Annotated in this window: 20 protein-coding genes; 5 read left to right on the plus strand and 15 right to left on the minus strand. The window is 44.5% G+C overall.

What is annotated here, in order from left to right:
• Positions 1-85: 85 nt before the first annotated feature.
• Positions 86-1,654: a murein biosynthesis integral membrane protein MurJ gene (murJ, locus tag JSY38_RS08075; RefSeq protein ID WP_205116389.1), complete on the minus strand. Its 1,569-nt coding sequence runs from the start codon at positions 1,652-1,654 to the stop codon at positions 86-88.
• A gap of 230 nt (positions 1,655-1,884) precedes the next feature.
• Between murJ and rpsT the strand changes: the two genes are divergently transcribed.
• Positions 1,885-2,148, plus strand: coding sequence for a 30S ribosomal protein S20 (gene rpsT / locus JSY38_RS08080; protein ID WP_012071893.1), 264 nt, complete (start codon positions 1,885-1,887; stop codon positions 2,146-2,148).
• A 73-nt stretch (positions 2,149-2,221) separates the two neighbouring features.
• On the opposite strand, the gene JSY38_RS08085 is transcribed toward rpsT, so the two are convergent.
• From JSY38_RS08085 to rplU, 5 genes are all read right to left on the minus strand, one after another.
• Positions 2,222-2,584 carry a diacylglycerol kinase gene (locus JSY38_RS08085; protein WP_114412680.1) on the minus strand — a complete coding sequence of 121 codons (363 nt, stop codon included), beginning with the start codon at positions 2,582-2,584 and terminating at the stop codon, positions 2,222-2,224.
• 12 nt (positions 2,585-2,596) lie between these two features.
• On the minus strand, positions 2,597-3,721 hold the full coding sequence (gene proB, locus JSY38_RS08090) for a glutamate 5-kinase (protein WP_114412681.1): 1,125 nt from the start codon (positions 3,719-3,721) through the stop codon (positions 2,597-2,599).
• A gap of 26 nt (positions 3,722-3,747) precedes the next feature.
• A complete protein-coding gene (gene cgtA / locus JSY38_RS08095; protein WP_205116391.1) occupies positions 3,748-4,938 on the minus strand; it encodes an Obg family GTPase CgtA in 1,191 nt (396 codons plus the stop codon).
• Positions 4,939-5,046: 108 nt separating this feature from the next.
• On the minus strand, positions 5,047-5,304 hold the full coding sequence (gene rpmA / locus JSY38_RS08100; RefSeq protein WP_110577397.1) for a 50S ribosomal protein L27: 258 nt from the start codon (positions 5,302-5,304) through the stop codon (positions 5,047-5,049).
• Positions 5,305-5,335: 31 nt separating this feature from the next.
• Entirely contained in the window at positions 5,336-5,644 is a 309-nt protein-coding gene (gene rplU, locus JSY38_RS08105; protein WP_012071898.1) for a 50S ribosomal protein L21, read from the minus strand.
• A 281-nt stretch (positions 5,645-5,925) separates the two neighbouring features.
• Between rplU and JSY38_RS08110 the strand changes: the two genes are divergently transcribed.
• Positions 5,926-6,906 carry a polyprenyl synthetase family protein gene (locus JSY38_RS08110; protein WP_114412683.1) on the plus strand — a complete coding sequence of 327 codons (981 nt, stop codon included), beginning with the start codon at positions 5,926-5,928 and terminating at the stop codon, positions 6,904-6,906.
• Between the two features lie 52 nt (positions 6,907-6,958).
• On the opposite strand, the gene JSY38_RS08115 is transcribed toward JSY38_RS08110, so the two are convergent.
• Positions 6,959-7,852, minus strand: a complete 894-nt coding sequence (locus JSY38_RS08115; protein WP_205116393.1) for an alpha/beta hydrolase — start codon at positions 7,850-7,852, stop codon at positions 6,959-6,961.
• A gap of 300 nt (positions 7,853-8,152) precedes the next feature.
• Here JSY38_RS08115 and fabA point away from each other — a divergent pair, with 300 nt between their 5' ends.
• Both fabA and fabB read left to right on the plus strand, forming a co-directional pair.
• Entirely contained in the window at positions 8,153-8,668 is a 516-nt protein-coding gene (gene fabA, locus JSY38_RS08120; protein WP_114412685.1) for a 3-hydroxyacyl-[acyl-carrier-protein] dehydratase FabA, read from the plus strand.
• A 26-nt stretch (positions 8,669-8,694) separates the two neighbouring features.
• Positions 8,695-9,909, plus strand: coding sequence for a beta-ketoacyl-ACP synthase I (gene fabB, locus JSY38_RS08125; protein WP_205116395.1), 1,215 nt, complete (start codon positions 8,695-8,697; stop codon positions 9,907-9,909).
• Positions 9,910-9,986: 77 nt separating this feature from the next.
• Here fabB and JSY38_RS08130 read toward each other — a convergent pair whose 3' ends face one another.
• From JSY38_RS08130 to JSY38_RS08155, 6 genes are all read right to left on the minus strand, one after another.
• The gene (locus JSY38_RS08130; protein ID WP_239544435.1) at positions 9,987-10,727 is read right to left on the minus strand and encodes a lysophospholipid acyltransferase family protein; all 741 of its coding nucleotides are present in this window, start codon (positions 10,725-10,727) and stop codon (positions 9,987-9,989) included.
• A 32-nt stretch (positions 10,728-10,759) separates the two neighbouring features.
• A complete protein-coding gene (locus JSY38_RS08135; RefSeq protein WP_205116399.1) occupies positions 10,760-11,866 on the minus strand; it encodes a 1-acyl-sn-glycerol-3-phosphate acyltransferase in 1,107 nt (368 codons plus the stop codon).
• Between the two features lie 51 nt (positions 11,867-11,917).
• The gene (locus tag JSY38_RS08140; RefSeq protein ID WP_205116401.1) at positions 11,918-14,839 is read right to left on the minus strand and encodes an insulinase family protein; all 2,922 of its coding nucleotides are present in this window, start codon (positions 14,837-14,839) and stop codon (positions 11,918-11,920) included.
• Between the two features lie 166 nt (positions 14,840-15,005).
• Positions 15,006-15,587 carry a DNA endonuclease SmrA gene (gene smrA / locus JSY38_RS08145; protein WP_114412690.1) on the minus strand — a complete coding sequence of 194 codons (582 nt, stop codon included), beginning with the start codon at positions 15,585-15,587 and terminating at the stop codon, positions 15,006-15,008.
• A gap of 109 nt (positions 15,588-15,696) precedes the next feature.
• Positions 15,697-16,431, minus strand: a complete 735-nt coding sequence (ssb, locus tag JSY38_RS08150; protein WP_114412691.1) for a single-stranded DNA-binding protein — start codon at positions 16,429-16,431, stop codon at positions 15,697-15,699.
• Between the two features lie 36 nt (positions 16,432-16,467).
• Entirely contained in the window at positions 16,468-17,826 is a 1,359-nt protein-coding gene (locus JSY38_RS08155; protein ID WP_205116403.1) for an MFS transporter, read from the minus strand.
• A 156-nt stretch (positions 17,827-17,982) separates the two neighbouring features.
• Here JSY38_RS08155 and uvrA point away from each other — a divergent pair, with 156 nt between their 5' ends.
• Positions 17,983-20,805, plus strand: a complete 2,823-nt coding sequence (gene uvrA / locus JSY38_RS08160; protein WP_114412693.1) for an excinuclease ABC subunit UvrA — start codon at positions 17,983-17,985, stop codon at positions 20,803-20,805.
• A gap of 130 nt (positions 20,806-20,935) precedes the next feature.
• Here uvrA and rplQ read toward each other — a convergent pair whose 3' ends face one another.
• Complete coding sequence (rplQ, locus tag JSY38_RS08165; protein ID WP_113918294.1) at positions 20,936-21,313, minus strand: 50S ribosomal protein L17; 378 nt, start codon at positions 21,311-21,313, stop codon at positions 20,936-20,938.
• Between the two features lie 42 nt (positions 21,314-21,355).
• Positions 21,356-22,360, minus strand: coding sequence for a DNA-directed RNA polymerase subunit alpha (locus JSY38_RS08170; protein WP_114412694.1), 1,005 nt, complete (start codon positions 22,358-22,360; stop codon positions 21,356-21,358).
• Positions 22,361-22,382 lie beyond the last annotated feature (22 nt).

The following is a 22,382-nucleotide window of genomic DNA, read 5'->3' on the forward strand; positions in this document are numbered from 1 at the left end:
ATAGCAGTTAACCAGATGAAGGTAGGCCAGAACTTGAACAAGCTGTGCAAACTAACAATCAAAGACAAAAACACATCATAGACATCTAATGCTTTAAAATTGAAGGGCGCAACCCAGCAATCACAGCGACAAGCACATACACTAGCACACCACTAACCACCACCGACAAAGTACAACCTACTCGATACAAGTCATCCATTTGCGTCCACTGCCAGTCTTGCAGAAGAAACAAGTACAAACATCCACCAAGCGCCAACGTAGCAGTCAACAATATACGTAGCAAACGCCCCCACTGAGCTGAAAAAACATGATATTGCTTCTTATACAAACCGCGCCATAGTAAGAAAGCATTCAAGCCAGCCGACAAACTTGTCGCCAACGCCAGTCCAACATGCCCAAGCGGCCAGACCAGTATCAAGTTCAGCACCATATTTGATACCATAGCAATAATACCTATACGCACAGGCGTTTTGGTATCTTGTCTCGCGTAATACCCTGGCGCCAATACTTTGATCAGCATCATGAACACCAAACCCAACGAATATGCCTGCAAACTTTGCGCTGCCATCTGAACATCGTTTACCGTTAACTCACCACGATAAAAAATCGTCGCAATCAAAGGCTCAGCCAACATAAACAACGCCAACGACGACGGAATAGCAATCAGCAACAATATTCGCAACGCCCAATCCAGTGTTTCCGAGAACTTCGACGCTTCACCACCAGAAAAACTACGAGATAGCGAAGGTAAAATAACCGTACTGATGGCAATAGCAAAAATACCCAGCGGCAATTCATACAATCGATCAGACAAATACAGCCAAGTAATACTACCCGTCTGTAAAAAAGACGCCAGCACTGTGTCTAACAACAAATTAATCTGACTTACGGAAACCCCAAACAGCGCCGGCCCCATCAAAAGCAAAATTCGTTTCACACCTGGATGACGAAACCCCAATGTCGGCATTGGCAGCAATCGCAACCTCGCCAAAAACGGCACTTGAAATATCAACTGAATCAGTCCCGCAAAAAACACCCCCCAAGCAACCGCCGTTTCAGCTTGCGCAACAGTACGAGCAAAAAACACCGTCGCAACAATAAGAGAGATATTTAAAAAGATCGGTGTGATTGCCGGCACTGCGTATTCACCATGAGCATTCAAAATCCCACCCGCCAAAGCTGTTAAGGAAATGAACAGCAAGTAAGGGAAAGTAATGACCAGCAAATCAGATGCTAATGCAGCTTGACCATCATCACCTGCAAAACCGGGTGCAAATACGTAAACAACCCAAGGTGCGCACACCATAAAAATTACAGTGATACACAGCAACACCAAAGCAAGCGATCCAGATACCGCAGAAATCAGAGCTCGCACCTCATCTTTACCTTCTTTAACGCGGTAATCACTCAATACTGGAACAAATGCTTGAGCAAACGCCCCTTCCGCAAATAAACGACGAAAAAAGTTAGGGATTTTAAAAGCCACATAAAAAGCATCTGCACTTCCGCTTGCCCCCAAAACATAAGCCAAAGCGGCATCCCTCACCAACCCAAGAATACGAGAAAGAAAAGTACAAATAGAAACCAGGACACCAGAACGTAATAAAGACAAAGACTTAGGCTTTTTATTGGTGGCAATCTTTTTTTCAGACATAAGAAATTACGACTTAGACAATAGACAGATGCATCAAGAATAACACCTGCAACAGCTAGAGCGCAGCCAAATATATAAGCTCATTTGATTAAAATTTGTATAATAGGGTTGTGACTGCGCTAAAAACTGGTAAAATCCGCCGCGAGATTTCAAAGTTAAAACTTGACATTAATTTCATGACACAGCACAGTGCTGGGTCATAACTTATTCCAAATTAAAGGAGCCAGACCGTGGCAAATTCCGCCGGTTCAAAAAAACGCGCGCGCCAAGCAGTAAAAAGCCGCGCTCACAATGGTAGCCTTCGTTCAATGGTTCGCACGTACTTGAAAAAAGTAGATGCGGCTATCGAAGCAGGCAATCAAGCTGACGCACAAGCAGCTTACGTTCTAGCAACTTCTAAGCTAGACAAAGCCGCAGACAAAGGCCTATATCACAAAAACAAAGCAGCTCGTCATAAGAGCCGCTTGAGTGCTAAAATCAAAGCACTGGCCTAACACCTATAAAAAAACCGGCAAATGCCGGTTTTTTTATATCTAAATTCTATCTAAATACTCCGCTCGAACAACATCACCCAAACAGAATAACCAACCAAACAATAGCGGCTAAAACCAAAGCCAGCATAACCGCAGCCGACCCTAAGTCTTTTGCCCGACCAGACAGCTCATGGTGCTCAGGACTAATACGATCAACCACCGCCTCAACGCTGGAATTAAACGTCTCAACAATCAACACCATACCCACCGAAAAAATCAGCACAGCGCGCTCAAGACCAGTATCACCAAGCCAAATAGCAAAAGGCAAAGAAATCAAAAACAAAAAAGCCTCTTGGCGAAAGGCCGCCTCATGCTTCCACTGGGCACGCAAACCTTGATAGGAATATTTTGACGCACTTAAGACGCGATCCAAACCCACTTTACCAGGCTTTGCCATGACAACCTCTTTTTAAATAATAACCAAATCGTCGCGATGAATTAGTTCGGGCTCACCTTTGTAGCCTAAAATTTCACCAATACTAGAAGAAGGCTGACCCAATAACTTCAATGTCTCAGCAACACTGTAGTTCACCAAACCTCGGGCCACTAGACCACCTTGCAAATCGACGCAAATCACCATATCACCACGAGAAAAAGTACCTTGAGCATCTCTTACACCCACAGACAAAAGACTAGTACCCTCTTTACGCAGTGCTTTCACCGCACCATCATCTAGGATCAAAGCACCGCGACTCTTAAGATGCCCAGCCAACCACTGTTTACGGGCAGCCACTCTTCCGTGCTCCGGCTGCAGCCAGGTTCCCAGCACCTCACCGGAAGCTACGCGAACAATCACATTTTCTTCGCGACCAGAAGCAATCAAGGTATCCGCTCCAGAACGAGCAGCCAAACGCGCCGCTCGAACTTTCGTAAGCATACCACCGCTACCTAGCAAACCAGCGCCACCGCTTGCCATTGATTCAAGCCGATCATCCGATGCTGAAATATGAGCTATTAATGTTGCATCTTTATGATCACGAGGATTTTTATCAAATAAACCATGCTGATCCGTCAAAATAACTAACACATCAGCCTCTACCAAGTTAGCAACCAAGGCACCCAGCGTGTCATTATCGCCAAAACGAATCTCATCAGTTACAACAGTGTCATTTTCATTAACTATGGGTACAACACCAAAACCAAGCAAAGTTCGCAACGAAGATCGAGCGTTTAAATAACGTCGGCGATTAGATAAGTCATCGTGAGTTAGCAGTATTTGAGCCGTACACAGACCATGTTTCTCGAAATGAGATTCATACACCCCCACCAACTCCATTTGCCCTACCGCAGCAGCGGCTTGAAGCTCATTCACTTGAGTGGGGCGAGAAGAAAAACCAAGACGCTTCATGCCAGCAGCAATAGAGCCAGAAGAAACTAGAACAACTTCCTTCCCCTGCGCTCGCAGCTCGGCTATCTGAGCAACCCAAAGACCAATTCGAGCAACATCCAACCCCTGCCCATCATTTGTCAATAACGCACTACCGATTTTAACGACAATACGCTGCGCCTTCGCTATTTTCTCTCGCATATCCATGATACTACTTTTTCCTACTCATCAGATTAGCTAACGTACTCTACATCCACATCGTAATCGTCATCATCAAAGTCGTCATCGTCAAGCATCTTACCTTCCAAACGACGTTTTTCACGTAATGACATAATACGGTTTCGACCTTCTTCATCAATCAACGCTCGAACCGCTTTCTCTTTTTCACGCGCCTCTGGGCTCTCCATTAGCAACTCACGTTGCTCATCAAGCGCCGTCATTAAATCCAAACACAACACTTCTGTGCCTTCGCCAGATATTGCTGAAATGCGGTACGCTTTACCTTCCCAGCCAAGCGCATCAATAACACTCTGGCAACGCTCTTCTAACTCGCCTTCTGGAACCATGTCTGTTTTATTCAAGACCAACCAACGGTCACGCTCTGCCAAGGCTGGGCTGAACTGATGCAATTCATTCACTGCAATCACGGCCGCCTCTGCAGGAGTAATTTCATCCCAAGGCGCCAAATCAACGATGTGCAACAAGATACGGTTACGCACCAAGTGCTTCAAGAAACGAATACCAAGACCCGCACCCTCAGAAGCCCCTTCAATAATCCCTGGAATATCGGCAATAACAAAACTCTGATGCTTTTTAACTTTTACCACACCAAGGTTTGGCACCAAGGTCGTAAAAGGGTAATCCGCTACTTTTGGCTTAGCAGAAGAAACCGCACGAATAAACGTCGATTTACCCGCATTAGGAAGACCCAGCAAGCCAACATCCGCCAATACTTTCATTTCTAGCTTCAGCGTTCGCTCTTCACCAACAGTTCCTTTCGTTGTCTGACGCGGCGCACGGTTAGTACTAGACTTGAATCGAGTATTTCCTAGACCGTGATGACCACCTTGAGCCACTTTTAGCTTTTGGCCATCACGAACAAGATCACCAAGCGTTTCACCAGTATCATCATCAATGACAGTCGTACCGACAGGCACTTTAATTTCTAAATCTGGCCCTTTGGAGCCAGTCATGTCTCGCCCCTGACCGCCTTCACCACTTTCCGCGATGTACTTTTTCGTAAAACGAAAATCGATCAAGGTGTTTAGCGCTTCATCAGCAACCAACACTACGCTGCCGCCATTGCCGCCATCACCGCCATCAGGGCCGCCTTTAGCAACAAACTTTTCACGCCAAAAGCTCAACGCTCCATTTCCGCCTTTACCTGCTCTTACATAGATACTGGCTTCATCAACAAATTTCACAGTAACACCTCTTCGGTGGTTTAATCAGTTTCAATAACACTGATTATAGAATTCTTCCAAAAAAAAAGCCCCGCGTCGCGGAGCTTTTTTTAAGTTTTTAGTAAGCGATTAAGCAGCTACGACAGAAACTGTACGACGCTTAAACTTACCTTTCACTTCAAACTTCACTTGGCCTTCAACAACAGCGAACAAAGTGTGATCTTTACCAATTTGAACACCAGCACCAGGGTGGAACTGCGTACCACGCTGACGAACAAGGATGTTACCTGGGATCACAACTTGACCACCAAAACGTTTGACACCTAATCGTTTCGACTCGGAATCGCGACCGTTACGAGTACTACCACCCGCCTTTTTATGAGCCATGACTTACTCCTTAAATTTGAATAGTTAGCGCTTAGTTAATACCAGTTATTTTCACTTCCGTGAACCACTGACGATGACCCATACGCTTCATAGAATGCTTACGACGACGGAATTTCAAAATTTTCACTTTGTCTCCGCGACCATGAGCAACAACTTCAGCTGTTACTTTAGCGCCTTCTACAACTGGTGCACCAACTTTAACGTCGTCGCCGTTGCAAACAAGAAGAACGTCATCGAACTGAATCGCGCCGCCTTCTTCAACAGCTAATTTCTCAACCTTAAGGGTTTGGCCTTCTTCTACACGGTATTGCTTACCGCCAGTTTTGATCACTGCAAACATGTTCTTCTCCAATGAGATTTACCCGGCTACTGAATTTGAATTTGACCTACTTCTAGTGGCAGTAACTTTTACCCGAATCGGATAAAAATCGCTAACCATATGATAGGGAGCAAAATGTGGGTAAATCGGACGCGAGATTGTACAAAATCACACCAATCAATACAAGCTAAAAGCAACGTCTTTATACATTTTTCGTAATTTGGGTTGACCCTGACACAAGCCTTACCTAGCATGAGGCACACTTGCTGATCAGCTTGAGACTATTTAGCTTCGGAAATTGCATGCAACCTATACAAATACACGATGTTGTGGCCAACGAATTTGGCCAAGTGAATGATTATATTGTGTCACAACTTAGTAGTGACATCCCCCTAATCGAGCAAATCGGCTACTACATTATTAGCAATGGCGGGAAACGCTTAAGACCGCTATTGGTTTTATTAGCGGCACGAGCCAGCACGGAACTAGACAAAGCACAGCTAGATCAAGCCATTCAAATGGCAACCATCATCGAATTCATCCATACATCAACACTTTTGCATGATGATGTAGTGGATGAATCCGACATGCGCCGAGGCAAAAAAACCGCCAATGAAGAATGGGGCAATGCACCAAGCGTTTTAGTTGGCGACTTCCTTTATTCTCGTGCCTTCCAAATAATGGTAGATGTTGGCAGCATGCAATGTATGAGTATTTTGGCTAAGACTACCAACATCATCGCTGAAGGCGAAGTTCAGCAGCTAATCAACTGCGGCGACCCCGACACTACAGAAGAAAGCTATTTAAAAGTTATTCAATATAAAACAGCAAAATTGTTCGAAGGTGCTGCCCTTTGCGGTGCAGTTATTGCTGGTGCAAAGACAGAATATCAAGAAGCGTTAAGACAGTTTGGTATGCATGTAGGTACGGCTTTTCAGCTAATAGATGATGTGATGGATTACACTAGCACAGCTGAAGAAATGGGCAAAAGTGTTGGCGATGATCTTGCTGAAGGCAAACCGACCTTGCCTCTTATATTTACGATGAAGTATGGCTCTCCAGAGGCCATAGAGCGAGTAAGAAAAGCCATTTTAACTGGTGGGCTTGAGCAGTTAGAAGCCATCATCAGTGACGTACAGAACTGCGGCGCCATCGAATACACACAACAACAAGCTCAGGAACAAGCCGATTTAGCAATCTCAGCAATAGAGCCATTGCCAAAATCGGACTACAAAGCAGCACTTATAGCGCTGGCAAACGCTTCAGTTAAGCGTCGTAACTAGCCTGCTCCCCCCTAAAAGACCAAGCTCGCTAACCTCGAGCTTGTTCTTTTTCCTATTTTTGCTTCAACACATCCAACACAGCCTGTGCCGCCTTCCCAGAATACTGCTGCATAAAGCAATGACCGCCCACTACTTCAATCACCTGAATGTTTGGATTTAACTTAGCCGCTAACTGATAAGCCTCTTTGAAATAATCAAAGGTATCCTTACCTTGTATAATGTAGGTAGGCACAGAAATTTTAGAAATCGCACTCCACAGCCTTCTTGGATAGCTGGAAAAAATCTCGGCCTCCATCCAAGAAGGACAACCCAACTGATAATGTCCTTTGTCATCACATTTGATAGATGACGTAATATAATCTTCTAAACAATCAGGCTCCCAGCCTTTAAAGGTGCCTCTTTCAAAAAAACTACTTTTTACCTGAGCAAGACTCTCCCATTGAGTGCGTCGGCGACGTGCCTGTCGCGCCAATGGTATTTGGCTTTTCAACCCTGAAAGCTTCACTCCGCGCATCATCCAAATTAACCGCGGAGGAAATAATGCTGGATCCAACAAAATCAGCCTATCAAAAAGCGAAGATTCCTGATGACTCATTAATGCAGTCATACAACCACCGAAGCTATGTCCAATCCCAATCAACTCATTTTTCGGTAACTGTTGTCGCTGTGCGTTTAATGAGTCAACAAAGCGCGCGGCAGTCCTATTCCAACCAATAAATTTTTGCCCTGCTGTCGACCCACCATGACCAGCAGCATCCTGCATAATAAGATTGTAACCTTCAAGCTTACTCAAAAAGGATTGGTAAGTTCTTACCGAGAAGCCATTACCATGGAGAAAGTGTACCGTTGATCTAGTAATATCCACTTTACCCAAATACCCCTGAATATGGCCACCATCAAATTCATAGCGCCAAGTAGCCAAATCTATATTTTTTTCCGAACTCATAAAGGTACTCAAACAACCAAAAATAGTGTAATTAGAAACATACTAGCAGAAAACATAATGCCAAAAGACAACAACAAACGAGTTATAAAAACGGCTTTTTATAACTTTCACCCTAGCCAAACCCTCTAAAGATCGTAAATATGATCATTTTTCATGCAGGTAATTTGGTTTTTTTCCGTTCAAACATTCATATTAGGGTTCCAAACCGATATAATCAGCTGGATTTTCTACTGCAAACTGGACCACGACAATCCGCCAGACCATTTTGAGTCATCGGCTGGATGTGGATATAGGACTATAATGACTACAGCTTCATCTTTTGAAAAAGACGAACTATTAAAATGCGGCCACGGTGAAATGTTTGGTGCAGGCAATGCCCAGCTTCCTGTCGGCAATATGCTAATGATGGATCGCATTACTCACATCTCAACTGAAGGCGGGGAACATGGCAAAGGCGAGATTATTGCTGAGCTAGACATAAACCCTGACTTATGGTTTTTTGCATGCCACTTTCCTGGCGACCCAGTTATGCCTGGTTGCCTTGGCTTAGATGCGATGTGGCAGCTAGTAGGATTCTTTCTTGGCTGGAAAGGAAATAAAGGGCGCGGACGCGCACTAGGCTCTGGTGAAGTAAAATTCACAGGACAGATTCTTCCAACAGCAAAAAAGGTTACCTTCCACATTCACTTAAAGCGTGTTATTGAACGCAAATTAGTAATGGGAATTGCAGACGGAAGCGTTAAGGTTGATGGTCGTGAAATTTACACAGCAAAAGACTTGCGTGTAGGCTTATTTACGTCAACTGATAACTTCTAAAGATTAAGAATGAAAGAGGCACATTTATGCGTCGTGTAGTAGTAACAGGTCTTGGCATTGTCAGCTGCCTAGGCAATGACAAAGATAGCGTTCTAAACTCCTTACGCGAAGGCCAATCTGGCATTCGTTTCGCTGAGGATTACAAAGAGCATGGCTTTCGTAGCCACGTTTGTGGCCGCATTGACTTAGATGCCGAAAGCATTGACCGCAAAGTACGCCGTTTCATGGGCGACGCAGCAACTTACGCTTACGTTTCTATGCAGCAAGCTATTTTAGATTCTGGTTTGACTGAAGACCAAGTATCCAATGTTCGCACTGGTCTGGTTGCAGGGTCTGGTGGCGCTTCCGCTAAAAACCTTGTTGACTCGGCTGACACTCTTCGCGAGAAAGGCGTTAAGCGCGTTGGTCCATATCGTGTTACTCAAACTATGGGCAGCACTGTTTCTGCTTGTTTGGCTACACCATTCAAGATCAAGGGTGTTAACTACTCAATAACTTCCGCTTGCTCGACTAGTGCCCACTGTATTGGTAACGCAATGGAGTTGATTCAACTAGGCAAGCAAGACATCGTTTTTGCTGGCGGCGGCGAAGAAGAAAGCTGGACTCAAACTTGTATGTTTGATGCTATGGGCGCGCTATCTTCAAAGTACAACGAGACACCAGAAAAAGCGTCACGCGCTTACGATGCAAACCGTGACGGTTTCGTTATTGCTGGCGGTGGCGGTATGCTAGTTATTGAAGAACTAGAACACGCTAAAGCTCGCGGTGCTAAAATCTACGCGGAACTAGTGGGTTACGGTGCAACGTCTGATGGTTATGACATGGTTGCTCCTTCTGGTGAAGGCGCAGTACGTTGTATGCAAATGGCAATGAGCACAATTGATGGTGATATTGATTACATCAACACTCATGGCACAAGTACTCCTGCTGGCGACATGAAAGAGCTACAAGCAGTCAACGAAACTTTCGGCGATAAAATCCCGCTGATTAGTTCGACTAAATCTTTGTCTGGTCACTCTCTAGGTGCAGCAGGCGTTCATGAAGCAATCTACTGCTTGCTAATGATGGAAAATAATTTCATCACCGCATCAGCAAACGTTGACGAGCTTGATGAAGCAGCAGGAAACATTCCTGTAGTAACGACTCGCAAAGATAATGCAGACTTGAACCTAATCATGTCTAACAGCTTTGGTTTTGGCGGCACTAACGCCAGTCTAGTATTCAAAAAATACTCTGCATAAATAAAACCTATGCAACTAAAAAAGCCGCATCATTGATGCGGCTTTTTTTATGACTTCAATTCAGCACATAAGTTTAACTAGAACAAAAAGTCATTTCCTTTAGGCAGCTTCGCCATTTCTGCCCTCATCCACACATCCATTTCATCATGTAATGCAGACGTTTTCTTACCTTCGGATTCAATAATAGGGCCAATAACTACGCGAATTGAGCCTGGATACTTACGCCACTTCTTTCCAGGCCAAGTATAACCAGCGTTATGCACAACAGGTAGAATAGGTACTCCAGCAGACGTTGCAAGCATAGCCGCCCCTTTATTGAATGCTTGCTCTTTATTTGGAGCAATACGCGTTCCTTCTGGAAAAATCAGCACAGAACGACCATCATCTAAACGCTCTTTACCCTGACTGATAATTTGCTTCAACGCATTCGTACGCTGGGAACGATCAATGGCAATAGGCTGAACCATACGTAAGCCCCAGCCAAAAAAAGGAACAGATAAAAGCTCTTTTTTCAGAACCGTCGATACAGGTGCCATTAACACTTGCAGCACATAGGTTTCCCATTCACTTTGATGGTTTGCCACCAACACAACAGGACGATCTTTATTAATATACTCTAAACCAATAATCTCAACTTTCACACCGCAAAACACTCGAAAAACAAACAACAGACCTTTGTTATGAAGGTTCAGCACTGGCTGGCGATAATTCTTTGGCAATAAAACCGTTGCGAAAGGTGCAAGCACACCAAATAGAATAGTGGACACCATATAATAAAAGGCGAAAATTATTGAGCCGATCCAAGACCTTACCGACACACATGCATTCATTGACAGCTTACTCCCTATGTTTATTTGTTCAGATATTTTTGCTGTTGCTTCAATGGATTTGCATACATTGCCAACACTGTTTCCCTTAGGTTCTCAGGGCAACGCTCAAGATAACTCTTGAATGCACTGTCTGAACTAGGTAAGCCTTGCTGTAATGCCAATGCAGCCTCATTCGAGGACTGAATCGCGTAATGAGTAATAATTTGGCGATCCACCTCTGCAACAAACTCTTCGGGAGTTTCAAAGCCATCTTTTATGACATCACCAAAAGTCACTACCACCTTGCCTTTTTGGCCGACTATACCGTTTTTAATACTATCGATATCTTCAAATTCGGCTTTTTCATAATTCCCGGTGGTTGATTTCTGATGCAACTCACGCGCCTTATCAAACGCACATGGATCATATTCATAAGCAATCGAAACCGGGACAACTTTCAAGTTTGCCATCGCCTCAGGAAAAGGCACTTTCTCTTTCTTCTGCCCCATGAAAAACATTTTTATGATCGCAGGATCCGTTTGGTCCAAGCCATCTTTGGCACGACCTTCTTTCTGAGCAATCCAAATATTAGCCTGATCTTTCGTTAACGATTCGGTGATATAAGAAGACAATTGACCAAACGCAGCCATCATTTCGCGAATGCCATTCGCCGAGCGCTTCACAATGAAGCTTTTATTAAGTCGCATAAGGTCAGACACAAAAGGACGACGCAACAGGTTGTCACCTATGGCGATGCGTACCGTATCCAGCCCTGCTAGATACAGACCATAGTTGACAAAAGCCGGATCCATAGCGATGTCCCTGTGGTTCGACAAGAACAAATAACCTACGCCTTTCTCTAGTTTTTCAATGCCTCGGTATTCAACATTCGTTGTCGTGGTTTTGATCATGCGCTCCATATAGCTTGCAACGCGCATCTGAAATTCATGAACATTCGAGATATTGGCAACTTGACGCTTTAAAGCCAACTTAACCGAAAAGGCCAAAGGCACTTTTAAAAACTTAGGCCATTGAGCAAAGCGAAAACCAATAATTGTATTAATAAAATCTGGCGTGTTAACCAAATTGTTCAACACCTCGGCGACCTCATCGTCGTTGTATGGGCGTATATCGTGAAACTGATCCATTTAATTTTCCGTCAGTAAAAACTGCTTTATATTTTTGTTATCAAGTTATTTTTAAAGGGTTTGGATATCAAACCCTAACGCTTCGAGTTCCGTACGTTTTGATGTGGACGTTACTACCGCGACGTTTTCATTTTCTTTTGTTAAATATGTCTTAGCCACTTGCTGTAATTGCTCAACCGTTACCGCCAAAACCTTAGCACGGAACGCTTCTCTGTAGGCCAAGCTACGGCCATGCAACTGCACATAGAAGTCGCTTTGCGCTTCTCCCGCAGGCGAGCCTGGTTTGTCCATTGAACCAATAACACCTAAAACAGCCTCTTCAAGCGCATCTTCTGTGTGCTCTTCATTTATCATCCATTCAATAGAATCATCGAAGTCTGACAAGGTCTCAGTCAAGCGCGGGTCACGGTATGAGTAGAAGCGGAACGAGCCAGTGCTACCATCAAACGTCGCACCGCCACCGTAAGCACCACCCTGCTCGCGAATCACTCGATGCAAGAAACCATTACGCAAGAAGCCTCCCAGCACAGTCAATGCAGCAACATCAGGATGCTCACCAAAGACAGTGCGAAATGCTTTACTGCAGAAGTTCACTTGAGTCGATGTCAGCCAAGCAACATTCACTTTAGAGTCTACCGGAGCCATTGAGAATGGAGTCTGCCCAATACCCACTGGTAGATCCGCAAAAACGGTCTGAACTTCGCTCAAGACATTCGCTTCATGCTGTGGTTCTGCAACCAATAAAATCTGTTTCTTCGCTTGCAACAACTTAGTATGCAAACGCTTGAAAATAGCCAACACGTTTTCAACGGTGTTACTGTCTGCTTTCATCGCATCATCCAGCGCAATCGCAGAACGAATGCCAGACATGCCACTCCATTTTTCTTGCTGAGTAGCTAAGCCGGAAATACCACTGGACGCTGCCGTCATCGCTAACGAGTGCCCTTGGCCCGTAATAGATTGTTCGCGACGAGCACGACGTTGAGCCACCAGCTCTTTAACTCGACTTGCTTCATCAAAGCGTACATTAAGCATAGTGTCTTTCAACAATTCACTCATGGCTTTAACATTTGGCACCAAGGCTTTCGATGACAAGATGAAATAACCATTCAAGTCCTGACGGTCCTTAATGGTGGCACGAATCGAATTAGAAGCACCTAAGCCGCCACAGACTTGAGCTTGACGCTCTTGAACAGCAAGATAATCCGCTTCGCCAATGCCCAGCTCCGTCATCATTGAAGAGAATAAAGGCAAATATTCCGTTTCTTCTGCATCCAGCTCAGGCAGGTCAATCACTAACTGCTGGTAAACCAGACCGTTTGTACCTTGCGGATAGAAAGTAATAGGCAAATCCCCCATCACCTTCTCATTTTCATATTCAGGCAAACGCGCAGGCACATCTTCTAGGCCTACTTTTGGTAGAATACTCATGTCATCAATTTGCGACTGACGGGCTTTCAATGCAGCACTACGATCAATAATTTGTTGCTTATCCGAATCAGACAAGGCCGCTTTAATCTGACTAAGACGATCTTTCTCAGCCTGATTTCGGCGCGTTTCTAGTGCATCATCAGGGCTCAATGTGATCGTGACTCGATGCGCATTGCTCAACAACAAATTTTTAATCAAACTCGGAATATATTGCGGGTCTTGTACTTTCTCTCGCATCACAGTGATAACAGGATCAAGATCAAGCTGGGCAATCACATCTCCGGCATGTACGGCCGTCGACAAACCAGCCAGAATCAATTGCAAACCATATGGATAGCTACCACCACCGACTTCACGCTGGCTTAGTTCCAATTGGTGTAACATGGCATCAACCATATCCTGTGGGATACCATTCTCTGCAATGCTTTCCAGTGTAGATAAAACTAAGGCTTCTACTTTCGTTGCGTCTTCACGCTTCACACCTTCCAATCCGCACATGAAGCTCATTTCTTTGTTGCTGTCTTCAAGGCCACACAGAGGAGATGGCGCACGGCCAAGTTCGCTATTTTCTAATACACGCATCAAAGGCGAAGCACTGTTATCTAGCAAAACGCTAGACAGCAATTGTGCTTCGAACTGCTGATTTAAGTCGGTACTTTCACCCAATAACCAACCAACAACCACATGGCTACCATCTTCTTTCACTTCATCTGCTGCGTAACCTTCCTCCACTCGTATAGGAGAAAAGTAACGCTTCACATTCGGCACACTAACTTGCTCGTCTAAACGCTCAAAGCGGCTTAGTACTTTTTCTTCAAACTCGGCTTGTAGTGTTTCAGCAGGAATATCACCAAAGGTCATGAAGACCGCATTCGAAGGATGATAATGGGTGCGGTAAAAGGCCAATAGATCTTGATAAGATAAATCAGGGATATCAGATGGCTCACCACCCGAATTGAAATGGTAAGTATTATTCGGAAACAAGTATTTGGTCAGCGTTTGCCACAAGACAGATGTCGTTGAGCTCATCGCGCCTTTCATTTCATTAAATACTACACCTTTGAAGGTCAATTCAGATTCTGCATTATCTGGCTCTGCAAACTCTAGGCGGTGACCTTCCTGAGAAAAGTCCAGTTCATCTAGACGGGAAAAGAACACCGCATCCAGATACACGCCCAACAAATTATGGAAGTCTTTCTTATTCTTGCTGGCGAACGGATAAGCCGTCCAATCGGAAGAGGTAAAGGCATTCATGAAGGTATTCAACGAACGTCGAATCATCATAAAGAATGGGTCGCGTACAGGAAAACGCTCAGAACCACACAATACAGTGTGCTCGAGAATATGCGCGACGCCGCACGAATCAGTTGGCACGGTTTTTAAGCCAACTAAAAAGACATTTTCGTCATTCTCAGACGCGATGTGAAAATGCTTAGCGCCCGTAACTGTGTGCTCAAACTCTTGAACTGTCACATTCAGAGCATCGATAAACTCACTGCGAAGAAACGTAAATGCAGGATGGTGCGCGGTGCTATTTGCCATTCTCTACCTCGATAGAATCAGAATACGATAATTACATTATTTTGGGGCAGCTTGGATACATTCAAGACAACATAAGTCCAAGACAGCAAAGTGGCGTGATTATAACAAAAACATGGCTTTTACTGCACGAACTAACGTAATTCCACGTACAAGACGACGCCGTACGCTAACGTTTTTGATGTTTTTCCCAATCATCTAAACGTGCTTTTTCCGTCTTTTTAAACAGCACATACACAGCCCCCAAACCGCCATGATGACGCTGTGCACTATGAAACGCCATAACCGTTTCAAGTTCTTGTAACCACTTATTAATATGACTTTTAATCATGGCTCGAAAATCAGGATCTGGCGTACGATCACCTTTACCATGCACAATAATCGCAACACGAATGTCATTGCGCATACAATCATCAACAAACTGAAATACCTGCTCTCGTGCCTGAGCGACAGTATGTCGGTGCAGATCCAAGCGCGCCTCTATTCCATACTTCCCTTGCCTGAGACGCTTGAAGACACCGTCTTGCACGCCTGATCGCTTATATTCAAGCACATCATTTGGTTCAACTTTTTCAACATAGTCTTGCGACAAATGATTTCTGTCCGCCTCTTTAGCGATCAACGCCGCCTTTTGGCGAGCGGAGAAATCGACCTGAGGGCCTTTCTTACCCAGATACACTTCGCTTTTTTTAAGTGGCTTAATACCCGCCACTTCTTGCGCGAACAAAGACGTTTCATCTTCGTCGTTCACAACCTAAACCCTCTTTGATTTACTCGTCATATTTAGCACACCACTATAGAACAATAAAGGCCCCTAAAAGGAGCCTTTATTACTTTAATGGTCGTAAAACATGTATGTTTTAGAACGGGATATCATCATCAAAGTCGTCAAAGTTTGGCGCTTGCTGAGGCTTTGGCTCAGGAGCCGGTGCACGCTGTTGAGGTGCTGGCTGCGGTGCGCGTTGCTGTGGTGCCGCTTGCGCTGGTGCCTGTTGTGGTGCATTACCCCAGCTACCAAAAGACTGTGGAGCAGCTTGTTGTGGAGCTGCCTGCTGAGGAGCCGCCTGTTGCGGTGCTTGACCATAGCCGCCACCTTGAGGCTGATTAAATCCACCTGGTGCAGCTGGTTGTTGAGCAGGAGCTTGATTGTAACCACCTTGCTGAGGCGCAGACTGTTGTGGCGCTTGGCCATAACCGCCACCGCCCTGCATAGAATCGTAACCGCCACCTTGCTGACCTGCGTTGTCACCACGACCGTCTAACAATTGCATTTCATTCGCTATAATTTCAGTCGTATAACGTTTAACACCATCTTTTTCCCACTCACGAGTTCGCAACGACCCTTCTACGTATACTTTAGAGCCTTTTTTAATAAAGTCGCCCGCAATTTGCCCAAGACGGAAATTACCACGATCCATAAAAGACACACGGTGCCATTCTGTACGTTCTTGCATTTGTCCTGTTTGCTTGTCACGCCAGCTTTCTGTTGTCGCTAGGTTAACGTTCGCAACCGCAGCGCCTGATGGCATAAAACGCACTTCAGCATCATTGCCTGCGTTACCGATTAAGATGACTTTGTTTATTCCACGTGCCATGAGGCTTTTCTCCAACTAAAAAATAAATAAGGTGTTTTAAAGACGCACTTGCGGGGCTAATCGCATCAACGCATCTTTGTCTAATATTTTTTTATCGACTTTCAGATAAGCAGTTTGCTCATCTTTAAAAATTTGCATGCCCTCCACTCCTTGGATTTCAGCAAGTTGATCCGCTAACTTTGCTATTTCTTCATTATTCATATTAGGTAAACTAAACGCCAAACCACTCAATTGACGAGGTGCTGGCTGAGTCAAACAAACGAGAGACCAAGCCAAAAATACAACACCAACTACCCAAAAAATACCACCATTAGAATGATGCTGTAACAACCAGCCTCCGCCAATACCACCTAAAAACGACCCCATAAATTGGTGGGTAGAAAACACCCCCATGGCCGTTCCGCGATACCCTACAGGGGCCAACTTACTCACTAGAGATGGCAAAACCGCTTCTAATGAATTAAAACCAACAAAATACACACACAGTAAGGCAGCAAAAATCCACAGATAAGGCGCCCACTGCAATGCGATTGCACTTAACCCTAACAAAATTAATACGGCGATTAAAACGCCTTTCATTTTGCCTTTTGATTCAGCAATAATGACTAATGGTAACATACCAACAAAGGCAAAACCCATGATCGCCAAGTATAACAAACTGTGTTCGGATAAGGGTAAATCAAACTGCTGAATTAATAAGTTTGGCACCGTCACAAACATAGCTGTCAAGCTTGCGTGCAGCAACAAGACACTCACATTAAGAAAGCGCAGCTTTGAGTCTTTCAAAACCAAACTTAAAGCGGTAAGACTTGGTGTTGTATCACGTCGAAAGGTATGCTGGACGATATTCGGCACAGCAAAAATGATCAAGAGTATACCCAGTAAAGATAATGCAAAAGACAAATAAAACAGACCAGAAAGACCAATTAGAGCAAATAGCCATGGCCCCAAAACCAAGGACAACATAAAAGATGCGCCAATACTGACACCAACTAACGCCATAGCCTTGGTACGATTTTGCTCTCTAGTTACATCGCTTAATAAGGCCATTAAGGTACTGGCAATAGCTCCAGCACCCTGAACCGCTCGCCCTACTATTAACGTCGTAATGTCATTAGCATTAGCACAAATCAAACTCCCCACGGCAAACAACAAAAGACCAATAACGATAACCCGTTTACGGCCAATTTTGTCGGACCACATGCCCATTGGAATCTGTAAACTAGCCTGTGTAAGGCCATAGATACCGATCGCGGTGCCTATTAAAGCTGCATCCGCTCCCGATAGCCCATCAGCCGCTACACTGATGACGGGCATAATGAGGAATAAGCCTAACATTCTGAATAAATAGATCAGCGCTAAAGCGGAAACTGAGCGGCGTTCGAGTAGATCCATAAAGAGGTTTTAACCGTTTAACTTTGAAGGTTAGGAAAAAAGATGTCAATTTTACAAAAAATACCGTTGAAGCTCCATTTCAACTACTGTAAAAATAGACAGTTATTTAATTTACTGGCAGATTTCTTCTGTTGATCGACTTCACATTGGAGACACATGGATACCATTACCATACGCGGGGCCCGCACTCACAATTTAAAAAATGTGGACCTAGACATCCCAAGAGACAAACTTGTGGTGATTACTGGCCTATCCGGCTCAGGTAAATCCTCTCTCGCGTTCGATACTCTATACGCTGAAGGACAACGTCGCTATGTAGAATCACTCTCAACATACGCTAGACAGTTTTTGTCCATGATGGAAAAACCAGATATAGACCACATTGAAGGTCTTTCACCTGCAATCTCCATCGAGCAAAAATCCACATCTCACAACCCACGATCAACAGTGGGTACCATAACAGAAATCTACGATTATCTACGATTGTTATTTGCCCGAGCAGGTCAGCCTCGCTGCCCCGATCATGGCGAACCACTAGAGGCGCAAACCATATCACAAATGGTTGATAAAGTTATATCGCTGCCTGAAGAATCCAAGATGATGTTGCTTGCGCCCATTATCAAGGATCGAAAAGGTGAGCACTTACATACCATTAGCGACCTACTGTCTAAAGGTTTCATTCGTGCACGCATCGATGGCATTGTTGTAGATTTGGACGATGCACCAGTATTAGAAAAAAATAAGAAACACACTATTGAAGTTGTCATTGACCGCTTCAAGGTACGCTCTGACCTTCAGCTTCGCTTGGCTGAGTCATTTGAAACTTGTCTCGGCTTGTCCGATGGCATCGCCAAAGTCATCAACATGGATGACGAAAAAGAAGAGTATATTTTTTCTAGTAAATTCGCCTGCCCTGTTTGTGGATACAGCTTAACCGAGCTAGAGCCTCGTCTATTTTCTTTTAACAATCCAAATGGTGCCTGCCAAACCTGCGATGGCTTAGGCACTCATCAAATGTTTGATCCAGATAGAATTATTCAAGATGAAACACTCACTCTTGCCGAAGGTGCAATACGCGGCTGGGGTAGACGTAGTATTTTTTACTATCAACAACTTAGCGCCCTAGCAAAACACTATGACTTTGACATTGAAGCAAAATACAAAGACATTCCTAGTGATTTCAAAAAGCGAATTCTGCAAGGCTCAGGCAAAGATAAAATAGATTTCATCTATATAAACGAACGTGGCGACAAGATGACACGATCACATGCGTTTGAAGGTGTTATTCCTAACCTACAGCGTCGCTACCATGAAACAGAATCCGATAGTGTGCGTGATGACCTCTCACAATACATCAGTGTTCAGCCTTGCCCTGAGTGCCATGGCTCACGACTAAACAGATCCGCCCGTAACGTCTATATTGCAGAACAAACTTTACCGGAAGTAGTGACCTATCCGATCGCTGAATGCTTAAAGTATTTTGAAACCCTTGAGCTTCCTGGCGCACGCGGGGAAATCGCTTCAAAGATACTAAAAGAAATTCGCGACCGCTTGACCTTTTTAGTCAATGTCGGTCTAGACTATCTAACACTAGACAGAAAAGCAGATTCTCTTTCAGGAGGCGAAGCACAGCGAATACGATTAGCCAGTCAGATAGGCGCAGGGCTAGTGGGAGTCATGTACATTCTTGATGAACCGTCAATTGGCTTACATCAGCGTGACAATGAACGTTTAATTGCCACCCTAACTCGCTTACGAGACCTAGGCAACACAGTCATTGTGGTTGAACATGATGAAGATGCGATTCGCGTAGCGGATTTTGTTGTCGATATAGGCCCAGGCGCTGGCGTTCACGGTGGACAAATTATTGCCAGTGGAACGCCACAAGACATTATGGATTGCCCTGAATCAGTAACAGGACAGTTTTTAACCGGTCAACGCAAAATTGAAATTCCGGCTATACGTCATCAAGCTAAAGATAAGCAGTACCTCAAGCTTATTGGTGCAACAGGGAACAATCTGAACAACGTTGACCTAACTATTCCTGTCGGTGTAATGACATGCATTACCGGTGTTTCAGGCTCAGGCAAATCAACACTTATTAACGGTACGTTATACCCACTTGCAGCGACGGCACTTAATGGCGCAACGACATTAAAGCCGGCACCGCACGATCGCATAGAAGGTTTAGATTTATTCGACAAGTGTGTGGATATCGATCAAAGTCCTATCGGTCGTACCCCAAGATCAAACCCTGCGACATACACAGGCATCTTCACTCCGATGAGGGAGTTATTCTCAGCCACACAAGAATCACGCTCACGTGGCTATAAACCAGGACGGTTTAGTTTTAACGTCAAGGGCGGCCGATGTGAAGCCTGTCAGGGTGATGGTGTCATCAAGGTTGAAATGCACTTCCTCCCTGATATTTATGTCCCATGCGATACTTGTAAAGGCAAACGTTACAATCGTGAAACCCTAGAAATCCACTACAAGGGTAAGAACATTCATGAATGCTTAGAAATGACCATTGAAGATGCTCGCGAATTCTTTGATCCAGTGCCTTCTATTGCTAGAAAACTTCAAACCTTAATGGATGTAGGTTTAGGCTATATACGCCTTGGTCAAGCAGCCACAACGCTTTCAGGCGGTGAAGCTCAGCGCGTTAAATTGGCAAAAGAGCTTTCCAAACGTGACACAGGTACAACACTATACATTTTGGATGAACCGACTACTGGCCTTCACTTTGCAGATATTGAACAATTGCTTAAAGTTCTCCATCGTCTCAGAGACCATGGCAACACAGTCGTTGTTATCGAACATAACCTTGACGTGATTAAAACAGCAGATTGGATTATCGACTTAGGCCCAGAAGGCGGCAGTGGCGGAGGATATGTTATTGCAGAAGGCACTCCAGAAGAAATTGGCATGGCAGACAAATCACATACTGGGCGCTTTCTTAAGGCAATGCTCAACTAGTTAAGCTAATTATAAAAAAACACCCTATGGAACTGCATTCCATAGGGTGCTTTTTTGTTTCTGAATTTCGGTTTATTTTGAGCAAAAAAAAGCCGAGCTAATAGCTCGGCTTTTATATTACAAACTGATATTACTCAGCAGCTTCTGTCACTGGACGATCGACCAATTCAACATAAGCCATAGGTGCGTTGTCACCTGTACGGAAGCCACATTTAAGAATGCGAACATAACCGCCAGGGCGAGCTTGGTAACGAGGACCAAGTTCAGAGAACAATTTACCTACTGCATCTTTGCTACGAGTACGAGCAAAGGCAAGGCGACGATTCGCAACAGAATCAACTTTCGCCAATGTGATTAACGGCTCAGCAACACGACGCAATTCTTTAGCTTTCGGCAACGTAGTTTTAATAACTTCGTGTTCGAACAAAGAAGCAGCCATGTTTTTAAACATCGCTTTACGATGTGAGCTAGTACGGTTTAAGTGACGTCCACTCTTACGATGACGCATTTTACATTCCTTACCAAACTACGGTGGTCAGGGAACAATGACCTAGCGAGCTAGAACTTTGCTATCGTCTTTTAAACTAGCTGGTGGCCAGTTTTCTAGACGCATTCCCAAAGACAAACCACGCTGTGCTAAAACATCTTTGATTTCAGTTAACGACTTCTTACCTAGGTTAGGCGTCTTAAGAAGCTCAACCTCAGTACGTTGAATCAAATCACCGATGTAATAAATGTTCTCTGCTTTTAAACAGTTAGCACTGCGAACGGTCAATTCAAGATCATCAACCGGGCGTAGCAAAATTGGATCAATCTCATCCTCTTCTTCTACAACTGGCGCTTCACTCTCGCTTTCAAGGGCGACGAATACAGCGATTTGTTGTTGTAGAATAGTCGCTGCGCGACGTATTGCTTCTTCAGGATCGATTGTACCATTGGATTCGATGTCTAAAACAAGCTTATCCAAATCTGTACGTTGCTCTACACGAGCATTATCGACACTGTAAGCCACACGACGAACAGGGCTGAATGAGGCATCCAGCTGCAAGCGACCAATTGGACGAGTCTCATCGTCGCCAGCAACACGAGCATCAGCAGGCTCATAACCACGACCACGAGCGACTTTGATTTGCATAGTTAACTCTGCAGTATCATCCAAGTGCGCAATAACATGATCTGGGTTAGCGATCTCTGCATCAGCAACCAACTGGATATCACCAGCTGTTACGATACCAGGACCTTTTTTACTTAAAGTAAGAGTTGCCTCATCTTGCCCGTGTAGAGCGATCGCAACTCCTTTCAGGTTAAGAAGAATTTCAATTACATCTTCTTTAACCCCTTCGATTGCGCTGTATTCATGTAATACACCGTCGATTTCAACTTCAACAATCGCACAACCTGGCATTGAAGACAGAAGAATTCGGCGTAGCGCGTTACCCAAAGTATGACCAAAACCACGTTCTAGTGGCTGCAGTGTAACTTTAGCGCGAGTATTGCCTAGTTCCTGAACTTCAATGTTGCGTGGGGTTAACAATTCGCTCACTGAACGCTGCATAGATCCACCTATTTCTTAATCC

Origin of the sequence: Marinomonas foliarum (assembly GCF_016906065.1) — a bacterium.
GTDB lineage: Bacteria > Pseudomonadota > Gammaproteobacteria > Pseudomonadales > Marinomonadaceae > Marinomonas > Marinomonas foliarum.

Excerpts from the sequence above, each read along its gene's own strand:
- murJ (WP_205116389.1), bottom strand. The coding sequence starts at position 1,654 with ATGTCTGAAAAAAAGATTGCCACCAATAAAAAGCCTAAGTCTTTGTCT.
- JSY38_RS08085 (WP_114412680.1), bottom strand. The coding sequence starts at position 2,584 with ATGGCAAAGCCTGGTAAAGTGGGTTTGGATCGCGTCTTAAGTGCGTCA.
- proB (WP_114412681.1), bottom strand. The coding sequence starts at position 3,721 with ATGGATATGCGAGAGAAAATAGCGAAGGCGCAGCGTATTGTCGTTAAA.
- rpmA (WP_110577397.1), bottom strand. The coding sequence starts at position 5,304 with ATGGCTCATAAAAAGGCGGGTGGTAGTACTCGTAACGGTCGCGATTCC.
- rplU (WP_012071898.1), bottom strand. The coding sequence starts at position 5,644 with ATGTTTGCAGTGATCAAAACTGGCGGTAAGCAATACCGTGTAGAAGAA.
- JSY38_RS08110 (WP_114412683.1), top strand. The coding sequence starts at position 5,926 with ATGCAACCTATACAAATACACGATGTTGTGGCCAACGAATTTGGCCAA.
- JSY38_RS08115 (WP_205116393.1), bottom strand. The coding sequence starts at position 7,852 with ATGAGTTCGGAAAAAAATATAGATTTGGCTACTTGGCGCTATGAATTT.
- fabA (WP_114412685.1), top strand. The coding sequence starts at position 8,153 with ATGACTACAGCTTCATCTTTTGAAAAAGACGAACTATTAAAATGCGGC.
- fabB (WP_205116395.1), top strand. The coding sequence starts at position 8,695 with ATGCGTCGTGTAGTAGTAACAGGTCTTGGCATTGTCAGCTGCCTAGGC.
- JSY38_RS08135 (WP_205116399.1), bottom strand. The coding sequence starts at position 11,866 with ATGGATCAGTTTCACGATATACGCCCATACAACGACGATGAGGTCGCC.
- JSY38_RS08140 (WP_205116401.1), bottom strand. The coding sequence starts at position 14,839 with ATGGCAAATAGCACCGCGCACCATCCTGCATTTACGTTTCTTCGCAGT.
- ssb (WP_114412691.1), bottom strand. The coding sequence starts at position 16,431 with ATGGCACGTGGAATAAACAAAGTCATCTTAATCGGTAACGCAGGCAAT.
- JSY38_RS08155 (WP_205116403.1), bottom strand. The coding sequence starts at position 17,826 with ATGGATCTACTCGAACGCCGCTCAGTTTCCGCTTTAGCGCTGATCTAT.
- uvrA (WP_114412693.1), top strand. The coding sequence starts at position 17,983 with ATGGATACCATTACCATACGCGGGGCCCGCACTCACAATTTAAAAAAT.
- rplQ (WP_113918294.1), bottom strand. The coding sequence starts at position 21,313 with ATGCGTCATCGTAAGAGTGGACGTCACTTAAACCGTACTAGCTCACAT.
- JSY38_RS08170 (WP_114412694.1), bottom strand. The coding sequence starts at position 22,360 with ATGCAGCGTTCAGTGAGCGAATTGTTAACCCCACGCAACATTGAAGTT.